The following is a 20,656-nucleotide window of genomic DNA, read 5'->3' on the forward strand; positions in this document are numbered from 1 at the left end:
ATGGCAGATTTGGGTCATCGGGCCGCAAAATCGGCGCGCGAAGGCCTTGGGAAGTAGATTTGTTTTCGAGTTTTTACATGGGGGGTGAATCAATTAGGGAGTTCACTCTTGATATTCTGCTGGCGAGCCAAACGGAGCGTCCACCAGCAATACATTTCCGCATGTGAAAATTACCGGGCTTCCCCGCCGAGGCCATGCTCATCTGGCCGAAAAACACACAAAAAAGGGGCAGACTCAACGCCTGCCCCTTATGTATTACATCCTCAAAACCGTGAAACGCTGCGCATCGCATCCACCAGATAGCGCATCGCAATCCGGTCACTTTCCGACAGTTCTCGGTAGCGCTCGACCAATTTGCGCTCTTCAGAGTTGAGCCGCTTCCCGCGTCTGCCTCCCAGGCACGGAAAGATTCCCAACATTTCGGTAATGCATTGCACCTTTGCCATGGACGATGTCCTTTTCCATTACTTCAGATTTTTTTGAAACCGCCTCGCCCTGCTCCTGCAAGCAACGATTTGAGCCCTGCCGGTCGGATGGGTCGTGACCGACGATGCCCATAGAATAGAAATTAAATCGGCGCTGAAAAGCTGTTTTTAGAGTAATTAGTCGAGAAAAGCAGATATGCCCTATAAATCAGAAAGGGCTGTGGGATAAGTAACCGAAACGTCTTGTTTCATTGAGACGCTTTCGTCGTGCTATCAATGAATTTTGCAAAATCAGCGAACGGATTAAGCTAGCGGGCATCTGTTACTAGTCCGTAGCGTTTGGCCGAAGGCTTGTCCGAACCGTAATTTCTGATCCAGTACGTGCCAGGAACGGCGCGGGATTGTCCACGACAGGTTGTATCTATGCACCGCAGGAATTTGCTGAAAGCGTCCATGGCCATTGCGGCTTATACCGGTCTATCGGCCACGGGCCTGCTGGCCTCTCGTGCCTGGGCCGCCTCTGGCGGTGCTGCCGACGGTGAAGCCCAGGCATTCGATTTTGAAGCGCTGAAGCGCCAGGCCAAGCAACTGGCCGGCAACGCCTATCAGGACACCAAACAGGTGCTGCCGCCGACGCTGGCGACCATGACCCCGCAGAACTTCAATGCGATCCGTTACGACGGCGAGCATTCGCTGTGGAAGGAGAACAAGGGTCAGCTCGATGTACAGTTCTTCCACGTCGGCATGGGTTTCCGTCAGCCGGTGCGCATGTACAGCGTCGATCCGAAGACTCGCACGGCCCGCGAGGTGCATTTCCGCCCTCAGCTGTTCAACTATGAAAACACTTCGGTCGACACCCAGCAGCTCAAGGGCGACCTGGGTTTTGCCGGTTTCAAGCTGTTCAAGGCACCGGAACTGGATCGGCATGACGTGGTGTCGTTTCTCGGCGCCAGCTACTTCCGCGCGGTGGATGCCACTGGCCAATATGGCCTCTCCGCCCGTGGTCTGGCCATCGACACCTACGCCAAGAAACGCGAAGAATTCCCGGACTTCACCAAGTTCTGGTTCGAGACCCCGGATCAGAACGCGACCCGCTTTGTGGTCTACGCCCTGCTCGACTCGCCGAGCGCGACCGGTGCCTATCGCTTCGACATCGATTGCCAGGCCGAGCGCGTGGTGATGGAAGTCGATGCCCACGTCAACGCCCGCACCGCCATCGAACAACTGGGCATCGCGCCGATGACCAGCATGTTCAGCTGCGGCACCCACGAGCGCCGGATGTGCGACACCATCCATCCGCAAATTCATGACTCGGATCGTCTGGCGATGTGGCGCGGCAACGGCGAATGGATCTGCCGCCCGCTGAACAACCCGGCGACCCTGCAATTCAACGCCTTCGCCGACACCGATCCGAAAGGTTTCGGTCTGGTCCAGACCGACCACGAATTCGCCAACTACCAGGACACCGTCGACTGGTACAGCAAGCGCCCGAGCCTGTGGGTAGAACCTACAACCGCGTGGGGCGAAGGCTCTATCGATCTGCTGGAAATTCCTACAACCGGCGAGACCCTCGACAACATCGTCGCGTTCTGGACGCCGAAGAAACCGGTGGCGGCCGGCGATTCGCTGAACTACGGCTACAAGCTCTACTGGAGCGCTCTGCCGCCGGTCGGCACGCCGCTGGCACGGGTGCATGCGACCCGTTCCGGCATGGGTGGATTCGTCGAAGGCTGGGCACCAGGCGAGCATTACCCGCCAGTCTGGGCCCGTCGTTTCGCCGTGGACTTCACCGGTGGCGGTCTGGATCGCCTGCCGCAGGGCACCGGGATCGAACCGGTGGTCACCTGCTCCAACGGCAAGGTGCAGGACTTCAGCGTACTGGTGCTGGATGACATCAAGGGTTACCGGATCCTGTTCGACTGGTATCCGACCAATGACAGCGTTGAGCCGGTGGAACTGCGCCTGTTCATCCGCACCAATGACCGCACGCTGAGCGAGACCTGGTTGTACCAGTACTTCCCGCCGGCGCCGGACAAGCGCAAATACCCTTGATGGCTTGAGCCGTCAGGCCAACGGGCAGTACAAGTGGATATCGTGGGGTTCCAGATCAAACAGCTCGGGATCCGGTTGCGCCAGCAACCGGCAACCCTGGCGCTGGTAGAACTCCACGGTATTGCGCGACTCGGTCGCCGAGACATACAACGCTTCGGCCCCGACCTCTCGGCCATGCGCGCAGGCCAGGGCAAACAATCGCCCGCCCAGCCCCTGCCCACGCCAGGGACGGCTGATGTGCAGGAACTTCAACTGCCGCATCTTCAGGCCCTGATTGTGAATAACCCGGTTATCCACAACCACCGCTGCCACCAACGCTTCTCCATCGAAAAGTCCGTGTAGCCACCCGCCGCTGCGCCAGCACTTCTCCAATACCCGCGCATTCTCCTCCCCTTCGCCTTCGGGCCATCCGCGCATGTCGAAATGCGCCGGATACAGAATCAGCCCACCGTTTTCCACGCGATAACATTCTTCGACCAACTCACTGCGGTCGATCAGCGCCAGCAGCGGCAAGTCCGATTCAGTCAGGTCACGTTCGATCAACATTGCGGTCCATTCCTTTGCAATTCCAAGCGACAGGCAAGAAAAAACCCGCCGGTTCAATGGCGGGTTTTATAGGCTTTGCGACCGGTCGGAATCAATCCCGCAGATCAGACTCGTGAATCGGCTGATCCCGATGGGTCGCACGCTGATACTGCGCCGGCCATACCGCTTTGCGTCCGCCCAGGTCATCGTCGGCATGCAGTGGCCAGTACGGATCACGCAGCAACTCACGGGCGAGGAAGATGATGTCGGCCTGACAGGTTCGCAGGATGTGCTCGGCTTGCGCAGGCTCGGTAATCATGCCCACGGTGCCGGTAGCGATGCCTGATTCCTTGCGCACCCTTTCCGCGAAGCGGGTCTGATAACCCGGCCCCACCGGAATCTCCGCGTTCGCTGCGGTGCCACCCGACGATACGTCGACAAGATCCGCGCCGAGGGTTTTCAGGCGTCGCGCCAGCTCCACGGTTTCATCGGGGTTCCAACCGTCTTCAACCCAATCGGTAGCCGACAGGCGCACAAACACTGGCAGTTCCTCCGGCCACACGGTACGTACCGCCTCGGTCACTTGCAGCACCAAACGAATGCGGTTTTCGAACGAACCGCCGTACTGGTCGCGGCGCTGATTGCTCAGCGGCGAGAGAAACTGGTGCAGCAGATAACCGTGCGCCGCATGCACCTCGACCACGCTGAAACCGGCTGCCAGCGCACGCTTGGCTGCGGCCACGAAATCCTGGATGACCTGGGCGATCTGCCCTTCATCCAGCTGTTTCGGCTGGGTGTGTTGCGGGTCGAAGGCAATAGGCGAAGGCCCGACCGGTGTCCAGCCGCCTTCGTCCGGTTTGACGCTGCCGTGCTTGCCGATCCACGGCCGATGGGTGCTGGCCTTGCGCCCGGCGTGGGCCAGTTGAATGCCGGCCACTGCGCCCTGCGCATTGATGAAGCGGGTGATGCGTTGCAGCGGTTCGATCTGTTCGTCGTTCCACAGGCCCAGGTCTTCGGCGGTGATCCGCCCGTCGGCCGTGATCGCCGTGGCTTCGGTAAATACCAGGCCCGCGCCCCCCACTGCACGGCTGCCGAGATGCACCAGATGCCAGTCGTTGGCCAGGCCATCGACGCTGGAGTACTGGCACATTGGCGATACGGCGATGCGGTTGGGCAGGGTCAGTTGGCGAAGGGTAAAGGGTTCAAGCAGCAGACTCATGGGGCACCTCTCAAATCAGTGGGCAGGCTCCAGGGTTCTGTTTGAAAAGTCGACGAGTGACAGGAAAAAGGTGCAGCACCCGCCCCCGCGGGCAAAAAATTCGACAAGACGTCACAAGGCCAATCAAGCAGTGCTTAGAGCCTAGTCGACATCCGGGGATGAGGGAGGGTTCAGAATTGAAACAGCACAATTGAAGACGCCTGCGCCCCTTCAGAAAGGGGCGCAGTAACCTTTAGCGCGGTTCGATGTGGGCAATCATCAACTGCACGGTTTCATTGCCGCGAAACTCGTTGAGATCGAGTTTGTAGGCCAGTTCGACCCATTTGATCGTCGGGTTCGGCCAGATATCACGATCAATGCCGAAGGCGATGCCATCGAGTTTCACCGAACCGCATTCGCTCTTCAGCACCACTTTCAGGTGCCGCTCGCCGACCACACGCTGCTCGACCAACTGAAACACGCCGTGGAACAGCGGCTCCGGAAAATGCTGGCCCCAAGGCCCGGCATGACGCAGGGCACGAGCCAGTTCCAGATGAAACTCTTCAACAGCCAAGGTGCCATCCGACAGCAGACGCCCGGTCAGATCTTCTTCGCGAAGCTGCCTACGCACTTCGGCATCGAATGCTTCGGCGAACAACGGAAAATTCTCCTGCGGCAAGGTCAGGCCAGCCGCCATCGCATGACCGCCGTACTTGCTGATCAGATCCGGATGCTGCGCTGCCACCACGCTCAACGCATCGCGAATATGGAAACCCTGAACCGAACGCCCCGAGCCCTTGAGCAGGCCGTCACCGGCATCGGCAAAGGCGATGGTCGGGCGGAAGTAACGCTCTTTCATCCGCGAGGCGAGGATACCAATGACACCCTGGTGCCATTCCGGATCGAACAGGCAAAGTCCGAACGGCATCGACTCGACCGGCAGGTCCTTGAGCTGGGCCAGCGCTTCACGCTGCATGCCTTGCTCGATGGATTTGCGATCCTGATTCATGCCGTCCAGTTGCGCGGCCATTTCCCGAGCCAGTTCTGCATTCTGGGTCAGCAGGCACTCAATCCCGAGGCTCATGTCATCCAGACGCCCCGCCGCGTTCAGGCGCGGGCCGACGATGAAACCGAGATCGGTAGAGGTAATGCGCGAAGCCTCGCGCTTGGCCACTTCAAGGATCGCCTTGATCCCCGGCCGCGCACGTCCGGCGCGAATTCGTTCCAGGCCCTGGTGCACCAGAATCCGGTTGTTGGCATCCAGCGGCACCACGTCGGCAACACTGCCCAGCGCCACCAGATCCAGCAGTTCGCCGATGTTCGGTTGTGGCTTGCTCTCGTACCAGCCGAGGCTGCGCAGGCGTGCACGCAAGGCCATCAACACGTAGAAAATCACCCCGACCCCGGCCAGCGCCTTGCTCGGGAACTCGCAACCAGGCTGGTTCGGGTTGACCAGTGCATCGGCTTGCGGCAGTTCGTCGCCGGGCAAATGGTGGTCGGTGATCAAGACCTTCAGGCCGTGACGCTTCGCAGCCGCCACACCTTCGACGCTGGAAATACCGTTGTCGACGGTGATCAACAGTTGCGGCTCGCGGGTCATCGCGACTTCGACGATTTCCGGGGTCAGGCCGTAGCCGTATTCAAAGCGGTTCGGCACCAGATAATCGACATGTGCCGCGCCCAGCAGGCGCAAGCCAAGCACGCCCACGGTGCTGGCCGTCGCGCCGTCGGCGTCGAAGTCGCCGACGATCAGGATCCGCTGACGCTGCTCCAGCGCCGTCACCAGCAGATCCACCGCCGCATCGATCCCTTTGAGTTGCTGGAACGGAATCAGCCGCGCCAGGCTTTTGTCCAGCTCCGCCTCGGACTGCACGCCCCGCGCCGCGTACAGGCGGGTCAGCAACGGTGGCAGGTCACCGAGAAACGGCAGAGTGGCGGGCAACGGGCGAGGATCGATACGCATGGGGTGACAGGAGCTTCTCTTGGGTACGTGGGATTTTTCGGGAGCGGTGCGGACTTAACCGCGCTCGCCTTGCAGCCAGCTGAGCTGGACTTCGTGCTGACCACGGTCGTCAGTGACGAAGATCGTGCCTTCGCTGATCATCACGTCCCACTTGATGACGCGGGGCATGTCCTTGGCCAGGGTTTCCAGCACTTCCTGAGGGACCGCGGCGATGTTGACGTTCTTCAGGTTCTTGATCGCCGGGATCACCTTGCTTTCCCAGACGCGCAGGCTGCCGTAGGCCAGCAGGCTGGTGCGTTCGGTACGACGGGAGCACCAGGTCAGGCGATCCGCGTCCGGCTGGCCGACTTCGATCCAGTGCAGGACACGATCATCCAGGCTCTTTTCCCACAGCGCAGGTTCGTCCACGTCCGACAGACCACGACCGAACGACAGGTGCTCGTTGTACCAGAGCGCGTAGGCCAGCAGGCGCACGGTCATGCGTTCTTCGGTTTCCGAAGGGTGGCGGGCGATGGTCTGCTTCACGTTCTCGTAGACGCTACGGTCGAGATCGGTGAGGTTCAGTTCGAATTTGTAGGTGGTGGACGGCTGGGCCATGAACGGGCTTCTTGATACGAGGAAAGTCGGCAAGTCTAACCGATGCGGTAGGCAATCCACGAATTGATGGCGATCAACCTTGCGCGACTGACGGCCGGCTATGTTAAAACGCTGTATCCGTTCAGCCTTGTCCTACAGGATCTCGCATGCCGTTCGCCAACAAACCGCTCAGCGGTCTGAAAGTCATCGAATTGGGTACCTTGATTGCCGGGCCGTTTGCCTCGCGCATTTGCGGCGAGTTCGGTGCCGAAGTGATCAAGATCGAATCGCCGGACGGCGGTGATCCGTTGCGCAAGTGGCGCAAGCTGTATGAAGGTACTTCGTTGTGGTGGTTCGTCCAGGCACGCAACAAAAAGTCCCTGACGCTGAACCTGAAACACCCCGACGGCTTGGCGATCCTGAAAAAACTGCTGGGCGAAGCCGACATCCTGATCGAAAACTTCCGCCCCGGTGTTCTGGAAAAACTCGGTCTGAGCTGGGAAACCCTGCACGCGCTGAACCCGAAACTGGTGATGGTGCGCCTGTCCGGTTTCGGCCAGACCGGGCCGATGAAGGATCAACCAGGTTTCGGCGCAGTCGGCGAGTCCATGGGCGGCCTGCGCTACATCACCGGTTTCGAAGATCGACCACCGGTGCGCACCGGGATTTCCATCGGCGATTCGATTGCCGCCCTGTGGGGCGTGATCGGCGCCTTGATGGCCCTGCGTCATCGCGAGGTCAACGGCGGGCTCGGCCAGGTCGTTGATGTGGCGCTGTACGAAGCGATCTTCGCCATGATGGAAAGCATGGTCCCGGAGTTCGATGTGTTCGGGTTCATTCGTGAACGCACCGGTAACATCATGCCGGGCATTACCCCTTCGTCGATCCACACCAGCGCCGACGGCAAACACGTGCAGATCGGCGCCAATGGCGATGCGATCTTCAAGCGTTTCATGCTGATCATCGGCCGTGAAGATCTGGCCAATGACCCGGCGTTGGCCAGCAATGACGGGCGCGACAGTCGCCGAGACGAGTTGTACGGGGTGATCGATCGATGGGTCAATTCGCTGCCGCTGCAAACCGTGCTGGACCTGCTGAACCAGGCCGAAGTCCCGGCCAGCCGGATCTTCAGCGCCGAAGACATGTTCAACGATCCGCAGTACCTGGCCCGGGAAATGTTCCTGCAGGCCAAACTGCCGGACGGCAAACCCTTCAAGATGCCGGGCATCGTGCCGAAACTCTCAGATACACCCGGCACGTCCGAATGGGTCGGACCGCAGCTCGGTGAACACAATGCGCAGGTACTCCACGATCTTGGCTACGACGAGAAGCAGATCGCCCGGCTGCGCGAAGACGGAGCCATCTGAGCTGAAGCGCCGACCGGCCTCAGCCTCCAACCGCGCCCACCACTGGTGGACGTGGCGGCTGTTCGGCCTGCTTTTTCTGCTGGTGCTCCCGGCCTGGGCGCAGGCCAAACCGACGCTGATCTGGCTGCTGCGCGACCTGCCGCCGCTGACCATTTTCGAAGGCCCGAAAAAGGGCCAGGGCGTTATCGATCAACTGATGCCGATGCTGATTGCCGGCATGCCGCAATACGAACACACCCTGATGCGCGTCAACCGCGCCCGCGGCATCCAGATGCTCCACGAACATCCTTTTGCCTGTGATCCTTCGCTGATCTGGAACAAGGAGCGCGCGCAATGGATCGCGTTCTCCATCCCGGCATTTCGGGCGGTCAGCAATGGCCTGGTGGTGCGTCAGAAAGATCGCGAAGTGCTGGCGCCGTTCATTTCCGACGGTGAAGTCGATCTGTCCGCATTCCTGGCCAACAGCGACAAGAAAGTCGGCGTAGTGGCCGAGCGCAGTTATGGCGAATACATCGACGGCCTGCTCCGACAGGCACCGGGCGGCGCGCTGACACCGCATTACGGGAATGACGCGTTAAGCAGTCTGCTGTCGATGCAGCGGCTCGGGCGATTGCAGGTGGTGCTGGGTTACTGGCCGGAAATCCGTTATCAGGCCCGTCAGGCACAGATCGCTGAAGACGAGCTGGAGTTCTTCCCCATTCGCGGGTCAGGCAAGTACATTTCGGGCCACGTCGGCTGCACCGACACCACTCAGGGCCGGCAGGCGATCAGTGAAATCGATCAACTGTTGCGTACCCTGCCCCACGAACATCTCGACCAGCTCTACGCCGACTGGCTGGACCCGGAAAGGCGTCAGGACTATCTGGAGCAGGCGCGGATTTTCTTCCAGCAACAGGCCACGCAGTAAATCCCGGACAAAAGAAACCCCGAGAAGTGGGGAGACGACTCGGGGTTAAACGTGGTCTTTATCAAAGACCCGTAGCAGCAAGCGACAAGCACCGGAGCACAATGCTTGATCCTGCTGCTATGGGGTCTGACTGACCCGGGTGCAGGAAGGTTCCCACAAAAGACAAATCAGTTTCAGAGACCCGGGTGCTTGTCGCGGGCAGCGTTGCGCAACGCTGCAATCACACAGGGCTCCAGCCGGCCTTCGGCGATCAGGATGTCGCGATGCAAGCCATCGACCACATCCGTCAGTTGGCGCTTGTCGCTCAATTGCGCCCGATTGAATTCGCGCTCCACCATGATGGCACCACTGCCGTTCTTCAATGTCACCAGGCATTCACCCTGCAGACCGCGAGGGGTCAGCGTCACCTGATACGGGCTCAGAGCCTCACCGAGCAATAGACTGATACTTTCCATCTCGATCTCCACTCAATAGTCCGAAAACACAGTGCCTGGGGCGTGTCCACAGTAAATGACCACCGGCCCGAGAAGAAAGTTCTGCATATCGGCGGCCTCTCCCGGAGTGTCACCGGCCTATCGGAGCATGCATCGTCAAGATGACAGAAAAATAACCAATGACTTCAGGCAATGACCGGACGTCGGGGCGACGACAGATAACTGTCGAGCAGATTGCGCATCAGCACCGCCGAAACCGGTGTGTGCAGTCGACCCAGGAGCTTGATCCCTTCATCGCCGAGCAAAGGTTCCAGGTCGGCCAGTACGCTGGGCGCCACCACCCCCACCAGAATCAGCGCTCGCGCCTCTTGCCGGGCCACCAGATGCCTGATCAGCGCCAAACCGTCGCCGCCCTTGAGTTGCGGATTGCAGATGGCGATATCGACTGTTCCGCGGCGTACCAGCGAACGCTTTGCCGCGCTCAGCGAAGGCGCGGTCAACACGTCATAGATACCGATGGCGTTGAGCATCTGGTGCAACGCCATCAACTGGAACGGGTTGGGTTCGAGAAGCAGGATTTTGAGCGAGCGCATTGGACGACCTCTGGAACGACAATCGCGGTTTCTCGCCGCAGTGGTTTGTCACTCTAGGGCAGTCGTCCTAAGCCTCCCATCAGAAAAGTAGCCACGCTTTATAGGACATTTCCCAACTTCACTGCGGACAACGACACCCGCTCTCTGTCCGCCGCTGGGTGATATCTGTCCAGCCACCCAGCAGGCCACGCAACTTCCCATCGACACCGTAAAAGGGCACCGTCCATTGGTAGATGTGCCGGGAGCCATTCCTGAACAACAACTGCCGTTTGCTGAAGCGCGTCTTGCGTGTGCGCAGTTGCACCATGAACTCGTCATGCAGCATCAGTGAGGTGGCTGGCGGAAGCGCATCGAACTCATACAGCGTCCGTCCTTGCACTTGCTCGAAACGGACGCCGAGTGCTTCTTCATAGCTGCGGTTGCACATGATCAACCGTCCCTGCAGATCACGAACGAACACGGGGTCGGGCATCGCATCGATCAGTGCATGCTGAAAGGCCAGTTGATCGCCCAAGCCCTTTTCGGCTTCCCGGCGCTGTTTTATCTCGGTAGCAAGCCGACGATTCCAAAACAGCGAAAGCAGGCCTAATACCCCGAGCGCCCCCATCGCCCAGCATCCCCACTTGATCAGCCGCGCTCCGAAGGACGGTGCCGGTGCAGGTGAAATACCGTCCAGCCACTTCACACGCATCGCCCGCAACTCGGCGGCCGAGAAAGCACCGAGGGCCTTGTTGAGAATACTCAGCAACTCAGGCAGGCCTTTGCGCACCGCCAGATGATCCGCCTCCCACTTGCCCTCGACCAGGCCACCGACCTTGAGCAAGCCTGATGGAAACAGCTGTGCACCGATCTCGTTTTCAATCGTGGCGTAAGCCTCGCCACTCTCCACCAGCGCCCGGGCCTCGGCGTAGGTCTTGACCGACCGAATCTCGATCAACGGGTGGTCGCGTCGGATACTGTCCTCCAGCGCATGCCTGGCCGGCAACACCAGGACCCGCTTCTCCAGTTCTTCAAGCGACTGCACCGCCGGCAAGCCTGCCCGCCCGACGAACACCCACCCCGCTCCCCCGAAGGCATGGCTGAAATCGAGGAACTGCCTGCGCTCCTCGTTCATGGCCAGTGTCGTACTGATGTCGGCGACACCGCTTTCCAGGCGCTCCAGCATGTGGTTGGTGGAGAACGATTCCTGATGCACGAACTGCAAACCGGTCATGGCGCTGATGTGCTTGAGCACATCGTTGTTCAAGCCACTCCACTGACCGTGTTCGTCCTGAAACAGATACAACGGGTATTGCACCGAGGCGACTGTCACCCTGGGGTTTTCACGAATCCACTGTCGCTCTTGCGCGTCCAGCTCGATGGGCTGGATGTTCAACTCCATCCCTTCTGAATGCATCGTCAGATGGGCCGCCTCGGTCAATTGCAGAAACCCCGACAGCCCCAACAAAAACAACCAGCTCAGCGCTGGCCTCAATCCTGAATAAAACCGCATTGCCACATCCTTCGTCATCGACTCGCCCGTCCTTCGTGGGCGAAACCCGAGCAGTGTGGCATGCAAAAACAAGAAAGCCCGTCAGGAGACGGGCTTCAAAATGTGACAGCTTTCAGGGCTTAAAGCGGCTTGCCGCGATTGCCATGCTGGCTGACAAAGGCCTGCACGGCTTTCAGCTCATTTGCCAAAACTGTGCAGCGCTCTTCTCTCTCAAACAAATCAGAAAGATGTGCAGGTAGTTCGAGAGCTTTTCCTACACCGGCTTTTTCCACGGCATCCGGGAATTTGACCGGATGCGCCGTGCCCAGGATCACCATCGGGATATCCAGGCTGCGACGGCATTCGCGGGCCGCTTTCACACCGATAGCCGTGTGCGGATCGAGCACCTCGCCGGTCTGTTCGTAGACCTCAGCAATGGTTTCGCAGGTTTGCGCATCGTCCACGGCCAGCGAGTCGAACAGCTTGCGCGCTTCGGTCCAGCGTTCCTGTTCAACGCTGAAACCGCCGCCCTGCTTGAACGAATCCATCAGACCGGCAATCGCCGCGCCGTTGCGACCGTGCAGGTCGAACAGCAGGCGTTCGAAGTTCGACGAGACCATGATGTCCATCGACGGCGACAGCGTGGCGTGCAGGGTTTCCTTGACGTACTGGTTGCCGCTCATGAAGCGGTGCAGGATGTCGTTGCGGTTGGTGGCGACGATCAACTGGTTGATCGGCAGGCCCATGTTGCGCGCCAGGTAACCGGCGAAGATGTCGCCGAAGTTGCCGGTCGGCACCGAGAACGACACCGAACGCGCCGGGCCGCCCAGTTGCAGGGCTGCGTGGAAGTAGTAGACGATCTGGGCCATGATCCGCGCCCAGTTGATCGAGTTCACCGCGACCAGACGCGTGCCCTTGAGGAAGCTCTGGTCGGCGAAGCTGGCCTTGACCATTTCCTGGCAGTCGTCGAAGTTGCCTTCGATGGCGATGTTGTGGATGTTCTCACCGAGGATGGTGGTCATCTGCCGACGCTGCACTTCGGACACACGGTTGTGCGGGTGCAGGATGAAGATGTCGACGTTTTCGCAGTGCTTGCAGCCTTCGATGGCAGCCGAACCGGTGTCACCGGAGGTGGCGCCGACGATCACCACGCGCTCGCCGCGCTTTTCCAGCACGTAGTCGAGCAAACGGCCGAGCAGTTGCAGAGCGAAGTCCTTGAACGCCAGGGTCGGGCCGTGGAACAGCTCCAGCACCCATTCGTTGCCGTTCAGCTGACGCAGCGGCGCCACGGCGTTGTGGGCGAACACACCGTAGGTTTCTTCGAGGATCTTTTTGAAATCGGCGTCCGGAATGCTGCCGGTGACGAACGGACGCATCACGCGGAAAGCCAGCTCGTGATACGGCAGGCCGGCCCAGGAAGCGATTTCTTCCTGGGTGAAACGTGGCAGGTTTTCCGGGACGTACAGACCGCCGTCGGTGGCGAGACCGGCCAGCAGGACGTCTTCGAAATTCAGGGCCGGTGCCTGGCCGCGGGTACTGATGTAACGCATGACTGACTCCAATGGACAGTGTTCGCAACACCGGGCCCGCAGGCGGGCCCGGTGAAGGAGATCAACTTAGTTCAAGTGCTCGACGCGGATCCGCACAACCGGACCAACCACGCCCGCCAAGGCTTCAAGCGCGGCGATCGCATCGTTGATGTGCTGTTCCAGCACGCGATGGGTCAGCAGGATCATCGGCACCAGGCCGTCGTGCTCCTCGACTTCCTTCTGCATGATCGACTCGATGTTGATGCCGCGCTCCGAGAGGATGCTCGCCACCTGAGCGAGTACGCCCGGATGGTCCTTGGCCTGAATGCGCAGGTAGTAGGCGCTTTCGCAGGCTTCGATCGGCAGGATCGGATGGGCCGACAGCGAGTCCGGCTGGAAGGCCAGGTGCGGCACGCGGTTTTCCGGGTCGGAGGTCATGGCGCGAACCACGTCCACCAGATCGGCGATTACCGAAGAAGCAGTCGGCTCCATGCCGGCGCCGGCGCCGTAGAACAGGGTCGAACCGGCTGCGTCACCGTTGACCATCACCGCGTTCATCACGCCGTTGACGTTGGCGATCAGACGATCGGCCGGGATCAGCGTCGGGTGTACGCGCAACTCGATACCCGCGGCGGTGCTGCGTGCAACGCCCAGGTGCTTGATGCGGTAGCCCAGCGCTTCGGCGTAGTTCACATCGGCGGTGGTCAACTTGGTGATGCCTTCGGTGTAAGCCTTGTCGAACTGCAGCGGAATACCGAATGCGATCGATGCCAGGATCGTCAGCTTGTGCGCTGCGTCGATGCCTTCGACGTCGAAGGTCGGATCGGCTTCGGCGTAGCCCAGCGCTTGCGCCTCGGCCAGCACGTCTTCGAAGGTGCGACCCTTCTCGCGCATTTCGGTGAGGATGAAGTTGCCGGTGCCGTTGATGATCCCGGCGACCCAGTTGATACGGTTGGCGGACAGGCCTTCTCGGATCGCCTTGATCACCGGAATGCCGCCGGCTACCGCCGCTTCGAATGCCACGATCACGCCTTTCTCACGTGCCTTGGCGAAAATTTCATTACCGTGAACGGCAATCAGAGCCTTGTTCGCGGTGACCACATGCTTGCCATTCTCGATGGCCTTGAGTACCAGCTCGCGGGCAACGGTGTAGCCGCCCATCAGCTCTATGACGATGTCGATCTCAGGGTTCGTGGCCACTTCGAAGACATCGTTGGTAATCGCAATACCGGTCGTCTGGAACTGAGGCTTTGGCGTGCGCATGGCAATTTGTGCCACTTCGATTCCACGCCCGGCACGACGAGCAATTTCCTCGGCGTTGCGCTGAAGTACGTTGAAGGTACCGCCACCGACGGTCCCTAACCCACAGATGCCTACTTTGACCGGTTTCACTGTGAACTCCCCATAAAACGGCCGACGCGAGGCCGGCCGTGAAAACAACCGCGCAATCGCGGCTCTCTATTGATGGCCCGGCCATGTTGCCGCCGGACCACGCTCGTCAGCGCCTGAGCGTGACGATGCGAATTACTTCGCGCCCAGCGCCAGTTTGGCGACTTGTGGCGCAGGCTGGTAGCCCGGAATGACTTGTCCGTCAGCCAAAACGATGGCCGGCGTGCCATTCACGCCGATCGACTGACCGAGGGCGAACTGCTTGGAAACCGGGTTCTCGCACTTGGCGGCCTTGATTTCCTTGCCATCGACCATTTTGTCCATGGCCGCTTTCTTGTCTTTCGAGCACCACACGGCTTGCAGTTGCTCGTCACCCGGCGAGCCCAGGCCCTGACGCGGGAACGCCACGTAACGCACTTCGATGCCGCGCTTGTTCAGCTCCGGCACTTCGGCGTGCAGCTTGTGGCAATACGGGCAAGTGGTGTCGGTGAAAACGGTGATGTGCGACTTGGTTTCGCCCACGGCCGGGTAAACCACGGTCTCGGTCACCGGGATTGCATTGATCAGTTTGGAAATGCCCAGGCGCTCGGTCTTCTCGGTCAGGTTGACCGGTTTGCCGTCCTTGAGCTGGAACATGTAGCCCTGAACGATGTACTGGCCGTCGGCGCTGGCGTAGAGCACGCGGCTGCCCTTGAGCTTGACTTCGTACAGGCCCGGCAGCGGGCTGGCGGTGATGGTGTCCACCGGTACGTCGAGCTGGAGGTTTTCCAGGCTCTGGCGGATGGCTTTGTCGGCCGCATCATCGGCGACGGCAAAGGTGCTGACCAACGCAATGGCTGCGGCGGCGAAAATCTGGGTCAGACGCATGAGAACTCCTGAAGGCGGACAAATGGAACGATCAGAACGCCCGTGCCGGAACACCGGGTCATAACCGTCCATCGTGCAAACCGGCAAAGCCTACCACATAAGGTTCGCGTGACCGAATGCGCCTGTCGCAAGACAGGCTGCGCTCAGCCTCGAGGGTGATGCTTGGCATGCAGATCCTGCAACCGCGCCCGGGCGACGTGAGTGTAGATCTGCGTGGTCGACAGGTCGCTGTGGCCCAACAACATCTGCACCACCCGCAAGTCGGCGCCATGGTTGAGCAGGTGCGTGGCGAAGGCATGACGCAGCGTATGGGGCGACAGCGATTTGCCGATGCCGGCGACCTTGGCCTGATGCTTGATACGGTGCCAGAAGGTCTGGCGAGTCATCTGCTCGCCGCGCTGGCTGGGAAACAGCACATCGCTGGGGCGCCCGCCCAGCAGCTCGCCGCGACCATCGCGCAGGTAACGCTCGATCCAGACAATCGCTTCCTCACCCATCGGTACAAGCCGCTCTTTACTGCCCTTGCCCATCACCCGCAACACGCCCTGACGCAGGTTGACCTGTTCCAGGGTCAGGCTGATCAGCTCGGTTACCCGCAAGCCGCAGGCGTAAAGGACTTCAAGCATGGCGCGATCACGCTGGCCGATGGCTTCGCTCAAGTCTGGCGCCTTCAACAGGGCTTCGACGTCGGCTTCCGACAGGGATTTTGGCAACGGCCGACCGAGTTGCGGCATGTCGACACGCAAGGTTGGATCGACCGAGATCAGTTTTTCCCGCAACAGGTAGCGATAAAAGCCACGTACGCCCGAGAGGAATCTCGCGGTGGAGCGCGGTTTGTAATTCTGTTCCAAACGCCAGGCCAGGTGATCGAGGATCAATTCACGACCGGCGTTGATCAACTCGAGATTTTTCTCCTGCAACCAGCCGTTGAACAGTGCGAGATCACTGCGATAGGCGTCACGGGTGTTGTCGGAAAGACCTTTTTCCAACCATAGGGCGTCGAGAAACTGGTCAATCAGCGGGTGGTCGATGGCGGGCATAAAAGCTCAGGCAAGGCAGAGATGGCGGACAGTCTTTCATAGCCTGCCCGTACACGGAACCTTCAGGCGGCAAAACCAGGCAGAACCGGTACCGGACGCTTGTCGTCGTCAATCGCGACGAAGCTGAACTGCCCGTGAATCGCCTTTTCGCGCCCGTCGCAGCTCATGCTTTCAACGAACACTTCCACCTCGACCTTGAGGCTGGTGTTGCCGACCTTGATCACCCGCCCGACCAGCTCGACGATGGAACCTGCCGGGATCGCGTGGTTGAAATCGATACGGTCGGTCGACACGGTCACCAGTGGCAAGCGGCAGAAACGCGTAGCGGTGATAAACGACACTTCGTCCATCCAGGCGAGCGCTGTGCCGCCGAACAGGGTGTTGTGATGGTTGGTGGTCGGCGGGAAAACCGCTTTGGTCACGCGGGTCACCGAGAGTTCGGTGCGGCGTTCGATTTCTTGCTCACGAGATGTCATGGATACGGCCTGAAGCAATAGTGCTGTGGATAAATTACGGGCAACAAAAAAGCAGCCCGTAGGCTGCTTTTTTCTGCATCGGAAGCTGGACTTAAGCCAGTTTTTCCTTGATGCGAGCTGCTTTACCCGACAGGTCGCGCAGGTAGTACAGCTTGGCTTTACGTACGTCACCGCGACGTTTAACAGCCATGCTGTCGATCTGCGGGGAGTAGGTCTGGAAAGTACGTTCTACGCCAACACCGTTGGAGATTTTACGAACGGTGAACGCACTGTTCACGCCGCGGTTACGCTTGGCGATTACAACGCCTTCGAACGCTTGCAGACGGGAACGATCGCCTTCCTTCACTTTCACCTGAACGACAATGGTGTCGCCCGGGGCAAAGGTAGGGATTTCTTTGGTCATCTGCTCTGCTTCGAGTGCAAGGATGATTTTGTTGGTCATGCTGTGCTCCTAAGGTAAATCGTCGGATCTACCATCGATACGTTGTTAACTATCGTCCCGCTCGCGGATGTATTCCTCGAGCAGCTTCTTCTCTTCTCCAGAAAGCGAGCGGCTTTCCAGAAGATCGGCGCGTCGTTCATAGGTCCGACCAAGGGACTGCTGTAAACGCCAACGCCGGATGTGCGCGTGGTTGCCACTCAGCAACACGTCGGGTACACGCTGATCCGCATACACCTCAGGTCGGGTGTAGTGCGGGCAATCCAGCAGACCATCCGTAAAGGAATCTTCCTCGGCGGAGTCCGCATGCCCTAAAGCTCCAGGCAGCAGTCGTGTAACCGCATCGATCAGGACCATGGCCGGCAGCTCGCCGCCAGACAGTACATAGTCGCCAATCGACCACTCTTCATCGACATGAGCTTCAATAAAACGCTCGTCAATGCCTTCATAGCGACCGGCAATCAGGATCAGTGCATCCGATTTCGCCAGTTCGCGTACCGCCGACTGAGTCAGCTGACGGCCTTGGGGGGACAGGTAAATCACCTTCGCCGCCTCCCCGGCTGCTGCCTTGGCCTGAACCAGAGCATCTTCCAGGGGCTTGATCTTCATCACCATGCCCGGACCACCGCCAAACGGGCGATCGTCCACAGTGTGATGCCGATCCGTCGTGTAATCCCGCGGATTCCAACAGGTCAGCTGCAAGAGCCCCTGTTTGACCGCACGACTGGTGATGCCGTAGTCGCCAATGGCGGAAAACATCTCGGGAAACAAACTGATCACTTCTACGCGCAAGTTAGCCACGCTTAGAAGTCCGCGTCCCAATCCACCTTCATCTCGCCCGCTGCGAGGTCGACGGCCAACACACATTGCTCCGTATAGGGCAACAGGCGTTCGCGATCATCCAGGCTGCCAGCGCAAGGCTTGACTACCATTACATCATTGGCGCCGGTTTCCAGAAGATGATCGATTTTCCCGAGCAATTGCCCCAGTTGATCGATGACCTTCAGACCTTCCAGCTGGTACCAGTAGTACTCGCCTTCGGTCAATTCAGCGAACAGATTGCGCGGCACGCAGATCTCGTAACCGGCCAGAAGACGAGCTTCTTCACGATCATCAAGACCCTTGAGCTTTGCGACCAGGAACTTGTCGCTCCCGCGTCCACTGACCAGCTCGACCTGTTTGACATTGCCTTCGCGCTTGAGCGTCCAGGTTTTGTACTGCAACAGGTTTTCAGTCGGATCAGTAAAGGAATAAACCTTCACTTCGCCGCGAACGCCGTGAACAGAATAAATTTTGCCAATAACGATCAAATCATCGGCAACAGCAGGCGTCGCGTTCATATTGCTCAGGCCGCAGCCTTAGCCGATTCCTTCAGCAACTGAGCAACGCGCTCAGAAGGCTGTGCACCAACGCTCAGCCAGTAGGCAACGCGCTCTTGGTTCACGGACAGACGGATTTCCTGACCACGGGCAACAGGGTTGAAGAAACCAACCTGTTCTTTGTGGGAACCGTCACGCGGGTTGCGGGAGTCGGTTACGGTCAGGTGGTAAAACGGGCGCTTTTTGGAGCCGCCAAGGGCAAGACGGATTGTTAGCATGTGAACATCGTTCCTGTAGTCGGTGCTGCAAATCTAAATGCACAGCGGGCATGGGTGCCCGAAAGGCCGCATATTCTAAGGAATATCCGGACTTTTGCAAATGACTTTTTCCGGCGCCTATGGCAGGCCGTGCAGATTTGCATATAGAGCCGTCGTTTAAAACGGCCAGTCAGCTCCCGCCGAGTGCGGGTTTGCTGTTGATCCTGCGTCCTTGCAGGGTCTGCGCCGGTGCGACGACCGGCGCGGATTCTTTACATTTTCGGCATGCCGCCGGGCAACATTCCGCCCATGCCGCGCATCATTTTCGCCATTCCGCCCTTGGCGGAGAATTTCTTCATCATCTTCTGCATCTGCTTGTGCTGCTTGATCAAGCGACCGATGTCCTGCACCTGAGTGCCGGAACCCATGGCGATCCGGCGCTTGCGCGAACCGCTGATCAGCTCAGGGTCGCGGCGCTCGGCCGGGGTCATGGAGTTGATGATGGCTTCCATCTGTTTGAATTGCTTCTCTGCAGCGTTCTGGGCATTGCCCATCTGCGACAGGTTCACACCACCGATGCTCGGCAGTTTGTCCATGAGGCCGCCGAGACCGCCCATGTTCTTCATCTGTTGCAACTGATCGCGGAAGTCTTCGAGGTCGAAGCCCTTGCCCTTCTTCAGCTTCTTGGCCAGTTTGTCGGCCTTGTCCTTGTCGAGGGTCGCTTCAGCCTGTTCGATCAGGCTGAGCACGTCGCCCATGCCGAGGATCCTCGAAGCGATACGCTCCGGGTGGAACGGCTCGAGGGCTTCGGTCTTCTCGCCCATACCGATGAACTTGATCGGCTTGCCGGTGATGGCACGAACGGACAGCGCGGCACCGCCACGGGCGTCACCGTCGACTTTGGTCAGGATCACACCGGTCAGCGGCAGTGCATCGCCGAAGGCCTTGGCCGTGTTGGCGGCGTCCTGACCGGTCATGGCGTCGACCACGAACAGGGTTTCGACCGGGTTGATCGCGGCGTGCAGCGCCTTGATCTCGCCCATCATCTCTTCGTCGATGTGCAGACGGCCGGCGGTATCGACGATGACCACGTCAATGAATTTCAGTTTTGCTTCTTTAATAGCCGCGTTGGCGATGTCGACCGGCTTCTGGCTCAGGTCGGACGGGAAGAACGTCACGCCGATGTCGTTGGCCAGGGTTTCCAGCTGTTTGATCGCCGCAGGACGATAGACGTCCGCCGACACGACCATCACCGACTTCTTCTTGCGCTCTTTAAGGAAGCGCGCCAGCTTGCCGGCGGTAGTGGTTTTACCGGCACCCTGCAGACCGGCCATCAGTACGACGGCTGGCGGCACGGCACTCAGGTTCAAATCTTCGTTGGCCGCGCCCATCAGGCTTTCGAGTTCGGCCTGGACGATCTTCACGAACGCCTGGCCCGGCGTCAGGCTGCGCGACACCTCGGTGCCGACAGCGCGCTCCTTGACCGAATTGACGAAGTCCTTGACCACCGGCAGGGCGACGTCGGCTTCGAGCAACGCCATGCGCACTTCGCGCAGGGTGTCTTTGATGTTGTCTTCGGTCAGCTTCGCCTTGCCGGTGACATGGCGCAGCGTCTGCGAGAGACGGTCGGTTAAGTTTTCAAACATTGCGCGATCCTTTCAGGCCCTGTGTAGACCGGGATAATGGCGGCCCAGACCGGAATCAACATGTGCTCGGCGAGCCTGCGGCGTGGGCAGGTCGCGGATTATAGCGAAGACTGCGTCTGGCGGACACCTCGCTGTCAGCTTGCTGAGTCTTTCGTGCCATGGCGGTTCTATGCCAAACTCAGC

At 59.6% G+C, this 20,656-nt stretch carries 21 protein-coding genes; 3 read left to right on the forward strand and 18 right to left on the reverse strand.

Annotation, left to right across the window (positions count from 1 at the left end):
- Positions 1–263: 263 nt before the first annotated feature.
- Positions 264–446: a hypothetical protein gene (locus AC07VV_RS15585; protein ID WP_495036721.1), complete on the reverse strand. Its 183-nt coding sequence runs from the start codon at positions 444–446 to the stop codon at positions 264–266.
- A 402-nt stretch (positions 447–848) separates the two neighbouring features.
- On the opposite strand from AC07VV_RS15585, the gene AC07VV_RS15590 reads away from it, so the two are divergent.
- Complete coding sequence (locus tag AC07VV_RS15590; protein ID WP_323159962.1) at positions 849–2,477, forward strand: glucan biosynthesis protein D; 1,629 nt, start codon at positions 849–851, stop codon at positions 2,475–2,477.
- Between the two features lie 12 nt (positions 2,478–2,489).
- Here AC07VV_RS15590 and AC07VV_RS15595 read toward each other — a convergent pair whose 3' ends face one another.
- From AC07VV_RS15595 to AC07VV_RS15610, 4 genes are all read right to left on the reverse strand, one after another.
- On the reverse strand, positions 2,490–3,023 hold the full coding sequence (locus AC07VV_RS15595; RefSeq protein ID WP_495036722.1) for a GNAT family N-acetyltransferase: 534 nt from the start codon (positions 3,021–3,023) through the stop codon (positions 2,490–2,492).
- A gap of 91 nt (positions 3,024–3,114) precedes the next feature.
- The gene (locus tag AC07VV_RS15600) at positions 3,115–4,221 is read right to left on the reverse strand and encodes an NADH:flavin oxidoreductase/NADH oxidase (protein WP_495036723.1); all 1,107 of its coding nucleotides are present in this window, start codon (positions 4,219–4,221) and stop codon (positions 3,115–3,117) included.
- 232 nt (positions 4,222–4,453) lie between these two features.
- A complete protein-coding gene (gene recJ, locus AC07VV_RS15605; RefSeq protein WP_273540214.1) occupies positions 4,454–6,163 on the reverse strand; it encodes a single-stranded-DNA-specific exonuclease RecJ in 1,710 nt (569 codons plus the stop codon).
- 54 nt (positions 6,164–6,217) lie between these two features.
- Complete coding sequence (locus AC07VV_RS15610; RefSeq protein ID WP_495036724.1) at positions 6,218–6,760, reverse strand: YaeQ family protein; 543 nt, start codon at positions 6,758–6,760, stop codon at positions 6,218–6,220.
- Between the two features lie 146 nt (positions 6,761–6,906).
- On the opposite strand from AC07VV_RS15610, the gene AC07VV_RS15615 reads away from it, so the two are divergent.
- Positions 6,907–8,106, forward strand: coding sequence for a CaiB/BaiF CoA transferase family protein (locus AC07VV_RS15615; RefSeq protein WP_495036725.1), 1,200 nt, complete (start codon positions 6,907–6,909; stop codon positions 8,104–8,106).
- The gene (locus AC07VV_RS15620; protein ID WP_495036726.1) at positions 8,033–9,013 is read left to right on the forward strand and encodes a TIGR02285 family protein; all 981 of its coding nucleotides are present in this window, start codon (positions 8,033–8,035) and stop codon (positions 9,011–9,013) included. The genes AC07VV_RS15615 and AC07VV_RS15620 overlap by 74 nt, the downstream gene beginning before the upstream one ends.
- 173 nt (positions 9,014–9,186) lie before the next feature.
- Here the strand turns inward: AC07VV_RS15620 and AC07VV_RS15625 are convergent, their stop codons facing one another.
- The 13 genes from AC07VV_RS15625 to ffh form a co-directional block, all read right to left on the reverse strand.
- Positions 9,187–9,468 carry a DUF3509 domain-containing protein gene (locus AC07VV_RS15625; protein WP_085729753.1) on the reverse strand — a complete coding sequence of 94 codons (282 nt, stop codon included), beginning with the start codon at positions 9,466–9,468 and terminating at the stop codon, positions 9,187–9,189.
- A gap of 164 nt (positions 9,469–9,632) precedes the next feature.
- Positions 9,633–10,040, reverse strand: coding sequence for a response regulator (locus AC07VV_RS15630; protein ID WP_495036727.1), 408 nt, complete (start codon positions 10,038–10,040; stop codon positions 9,633–9,635).
- 118 nt (positions 10,041–10,158) lie between these two features.
- Entirely contained in the window at positions 10,159–11,532 is a 1,374-nt protein-coding gene (locus AC07VV_RS15635; protein WP_495036728.1) for a transporter substrate-binding domain-containing protein, read from the reverse strand.
- A 119-nt stretch (positions 11,533–11,651) separates the two neighbouring features.
- Positions 11,652–13,061 (reverse strand): threonine synthase, encoded by a 1,410-nt coding sequence (thrC, locus tag AC07VV_RS15640; protein WP_007954636.1) that lies wholly within the window; start codon positions 13,059–13,061, stop codon positions 11,652–11,654.
- A gap of 66 nt (positions 13,062–13,127) precedes the next feature.
- On the reverse strand, positions 13,128–14,432 hold the full coding sequence (locus tag AC07VV_RS15645; protein ID WP_018926703.1) for a homoserine dehydrogenase: 1,305 nt from the start codon (positions 14,430–14,432) through the stop codon (positions 13,128–13,130).
- Between the two features lie 132 nt (positions 14,433–14,564).
- On the reverse strand, positions 14,565–15,296 hold the full coding sequence (dsbC, locus tag AC07VV_RS15650) for a bifunctional protein-disulfide isomerase/oxidoreductase DsbC (RefSeq protein WP_495036729.1): 732 nt from the start codon (positions 15,294–15,296) through the stop codon (positions 14,565–14,567).
- A 143-nt stretch (positions 15,297–15,439) separates the two neighbouring features.
- Entirely contained in the window at positions 15,440–16,336 is an 897-nt protein-coding gene (gene xerD, locus AC07VV_RS15655; RefSeq protein WP_495036730.1) for a site-specific tyrosine recombinase XerD, read from the reverse strand.
- Between the two features lie 62 nt (positions 16,337–16,398).
- Positions 16,399–16,812 carry an acyl-CoA thioesterase gene (locus tag AC07VV_RS15660; RefSeq protein WP_114881518.1) on the reverse strand — a complete coding sequence of 138 codons (414 nt, stop codon included), beginning with the start codon at positions 16,810–16,812 and terminating at the stop codon, positions 16,399–16,401.
- Positions 16,813–16,903: 91 nt separating this feature from the next.
- On the reverse strand, positions 16,904–17,254 hold the full coding sequence (gene rplS / locus AC07VV_RS15665; protein WP_003175895.1) for a 50S ribosomal protein L19: 351 nt from the start codon (positions 17,252–17,254) through the stop codon (positions 16,904–16,906).
- Positions 17,255–17,299: 45 nt separating this feature from the next.
- Positions 17,300–18,052, reverse strand: a complete 753-nt coding sequence (gene trmD / locus AC07VV_RS15670) for a tRNA (guanosine(37)-N1)-methyltransferase TrmD (RefSeq protein ID WP_096819250.1) — start codon at positions 18,050–18,052, stop codon at positions 17,300–17,302.
- Positions 18,053–18,054: 2 nt separating this feature from the next.
- A complete protein-coding gene (rimM, locus tag AC07VV_RS15675) occupies positions 18,055–18,591 on the reverse strand; it encodes a ribosome maturation factor RimM (RefSeq protein ID WP_095191188.1) in 537 nt (178 codons plus the stop codon).
- Between the two features lie 5 nt (positions 18,592–18,596).
- A complete protein-coding gene (rpsP, locus tag AC07VV_RS15680) occupies positions 18,597–18,848 on the reverse strand; it encodes a 30S ribosomal protein S16 (RefSeq protein WP_003185073.1) in 252 nt (83 codons plus the stop codon).
- A gap of 251 nt (positions 18,849–19,099) precedes the next feature.
- Entirely contained in the window at positions 19,100–20,473 is a 1,374-nt protein-coding gene (gene ffh / locus AC07VV_RS15685) for a signal recognition particle protein (RefSeq protein WP_495036731.1), read from the reverse strand.
- Positions 20,474–20,656: the final 183 nt, after the last annotated feature.

Source organism: Pseudomonas sp. GW821-FHT02C04, from assembly GCF_059421845.1.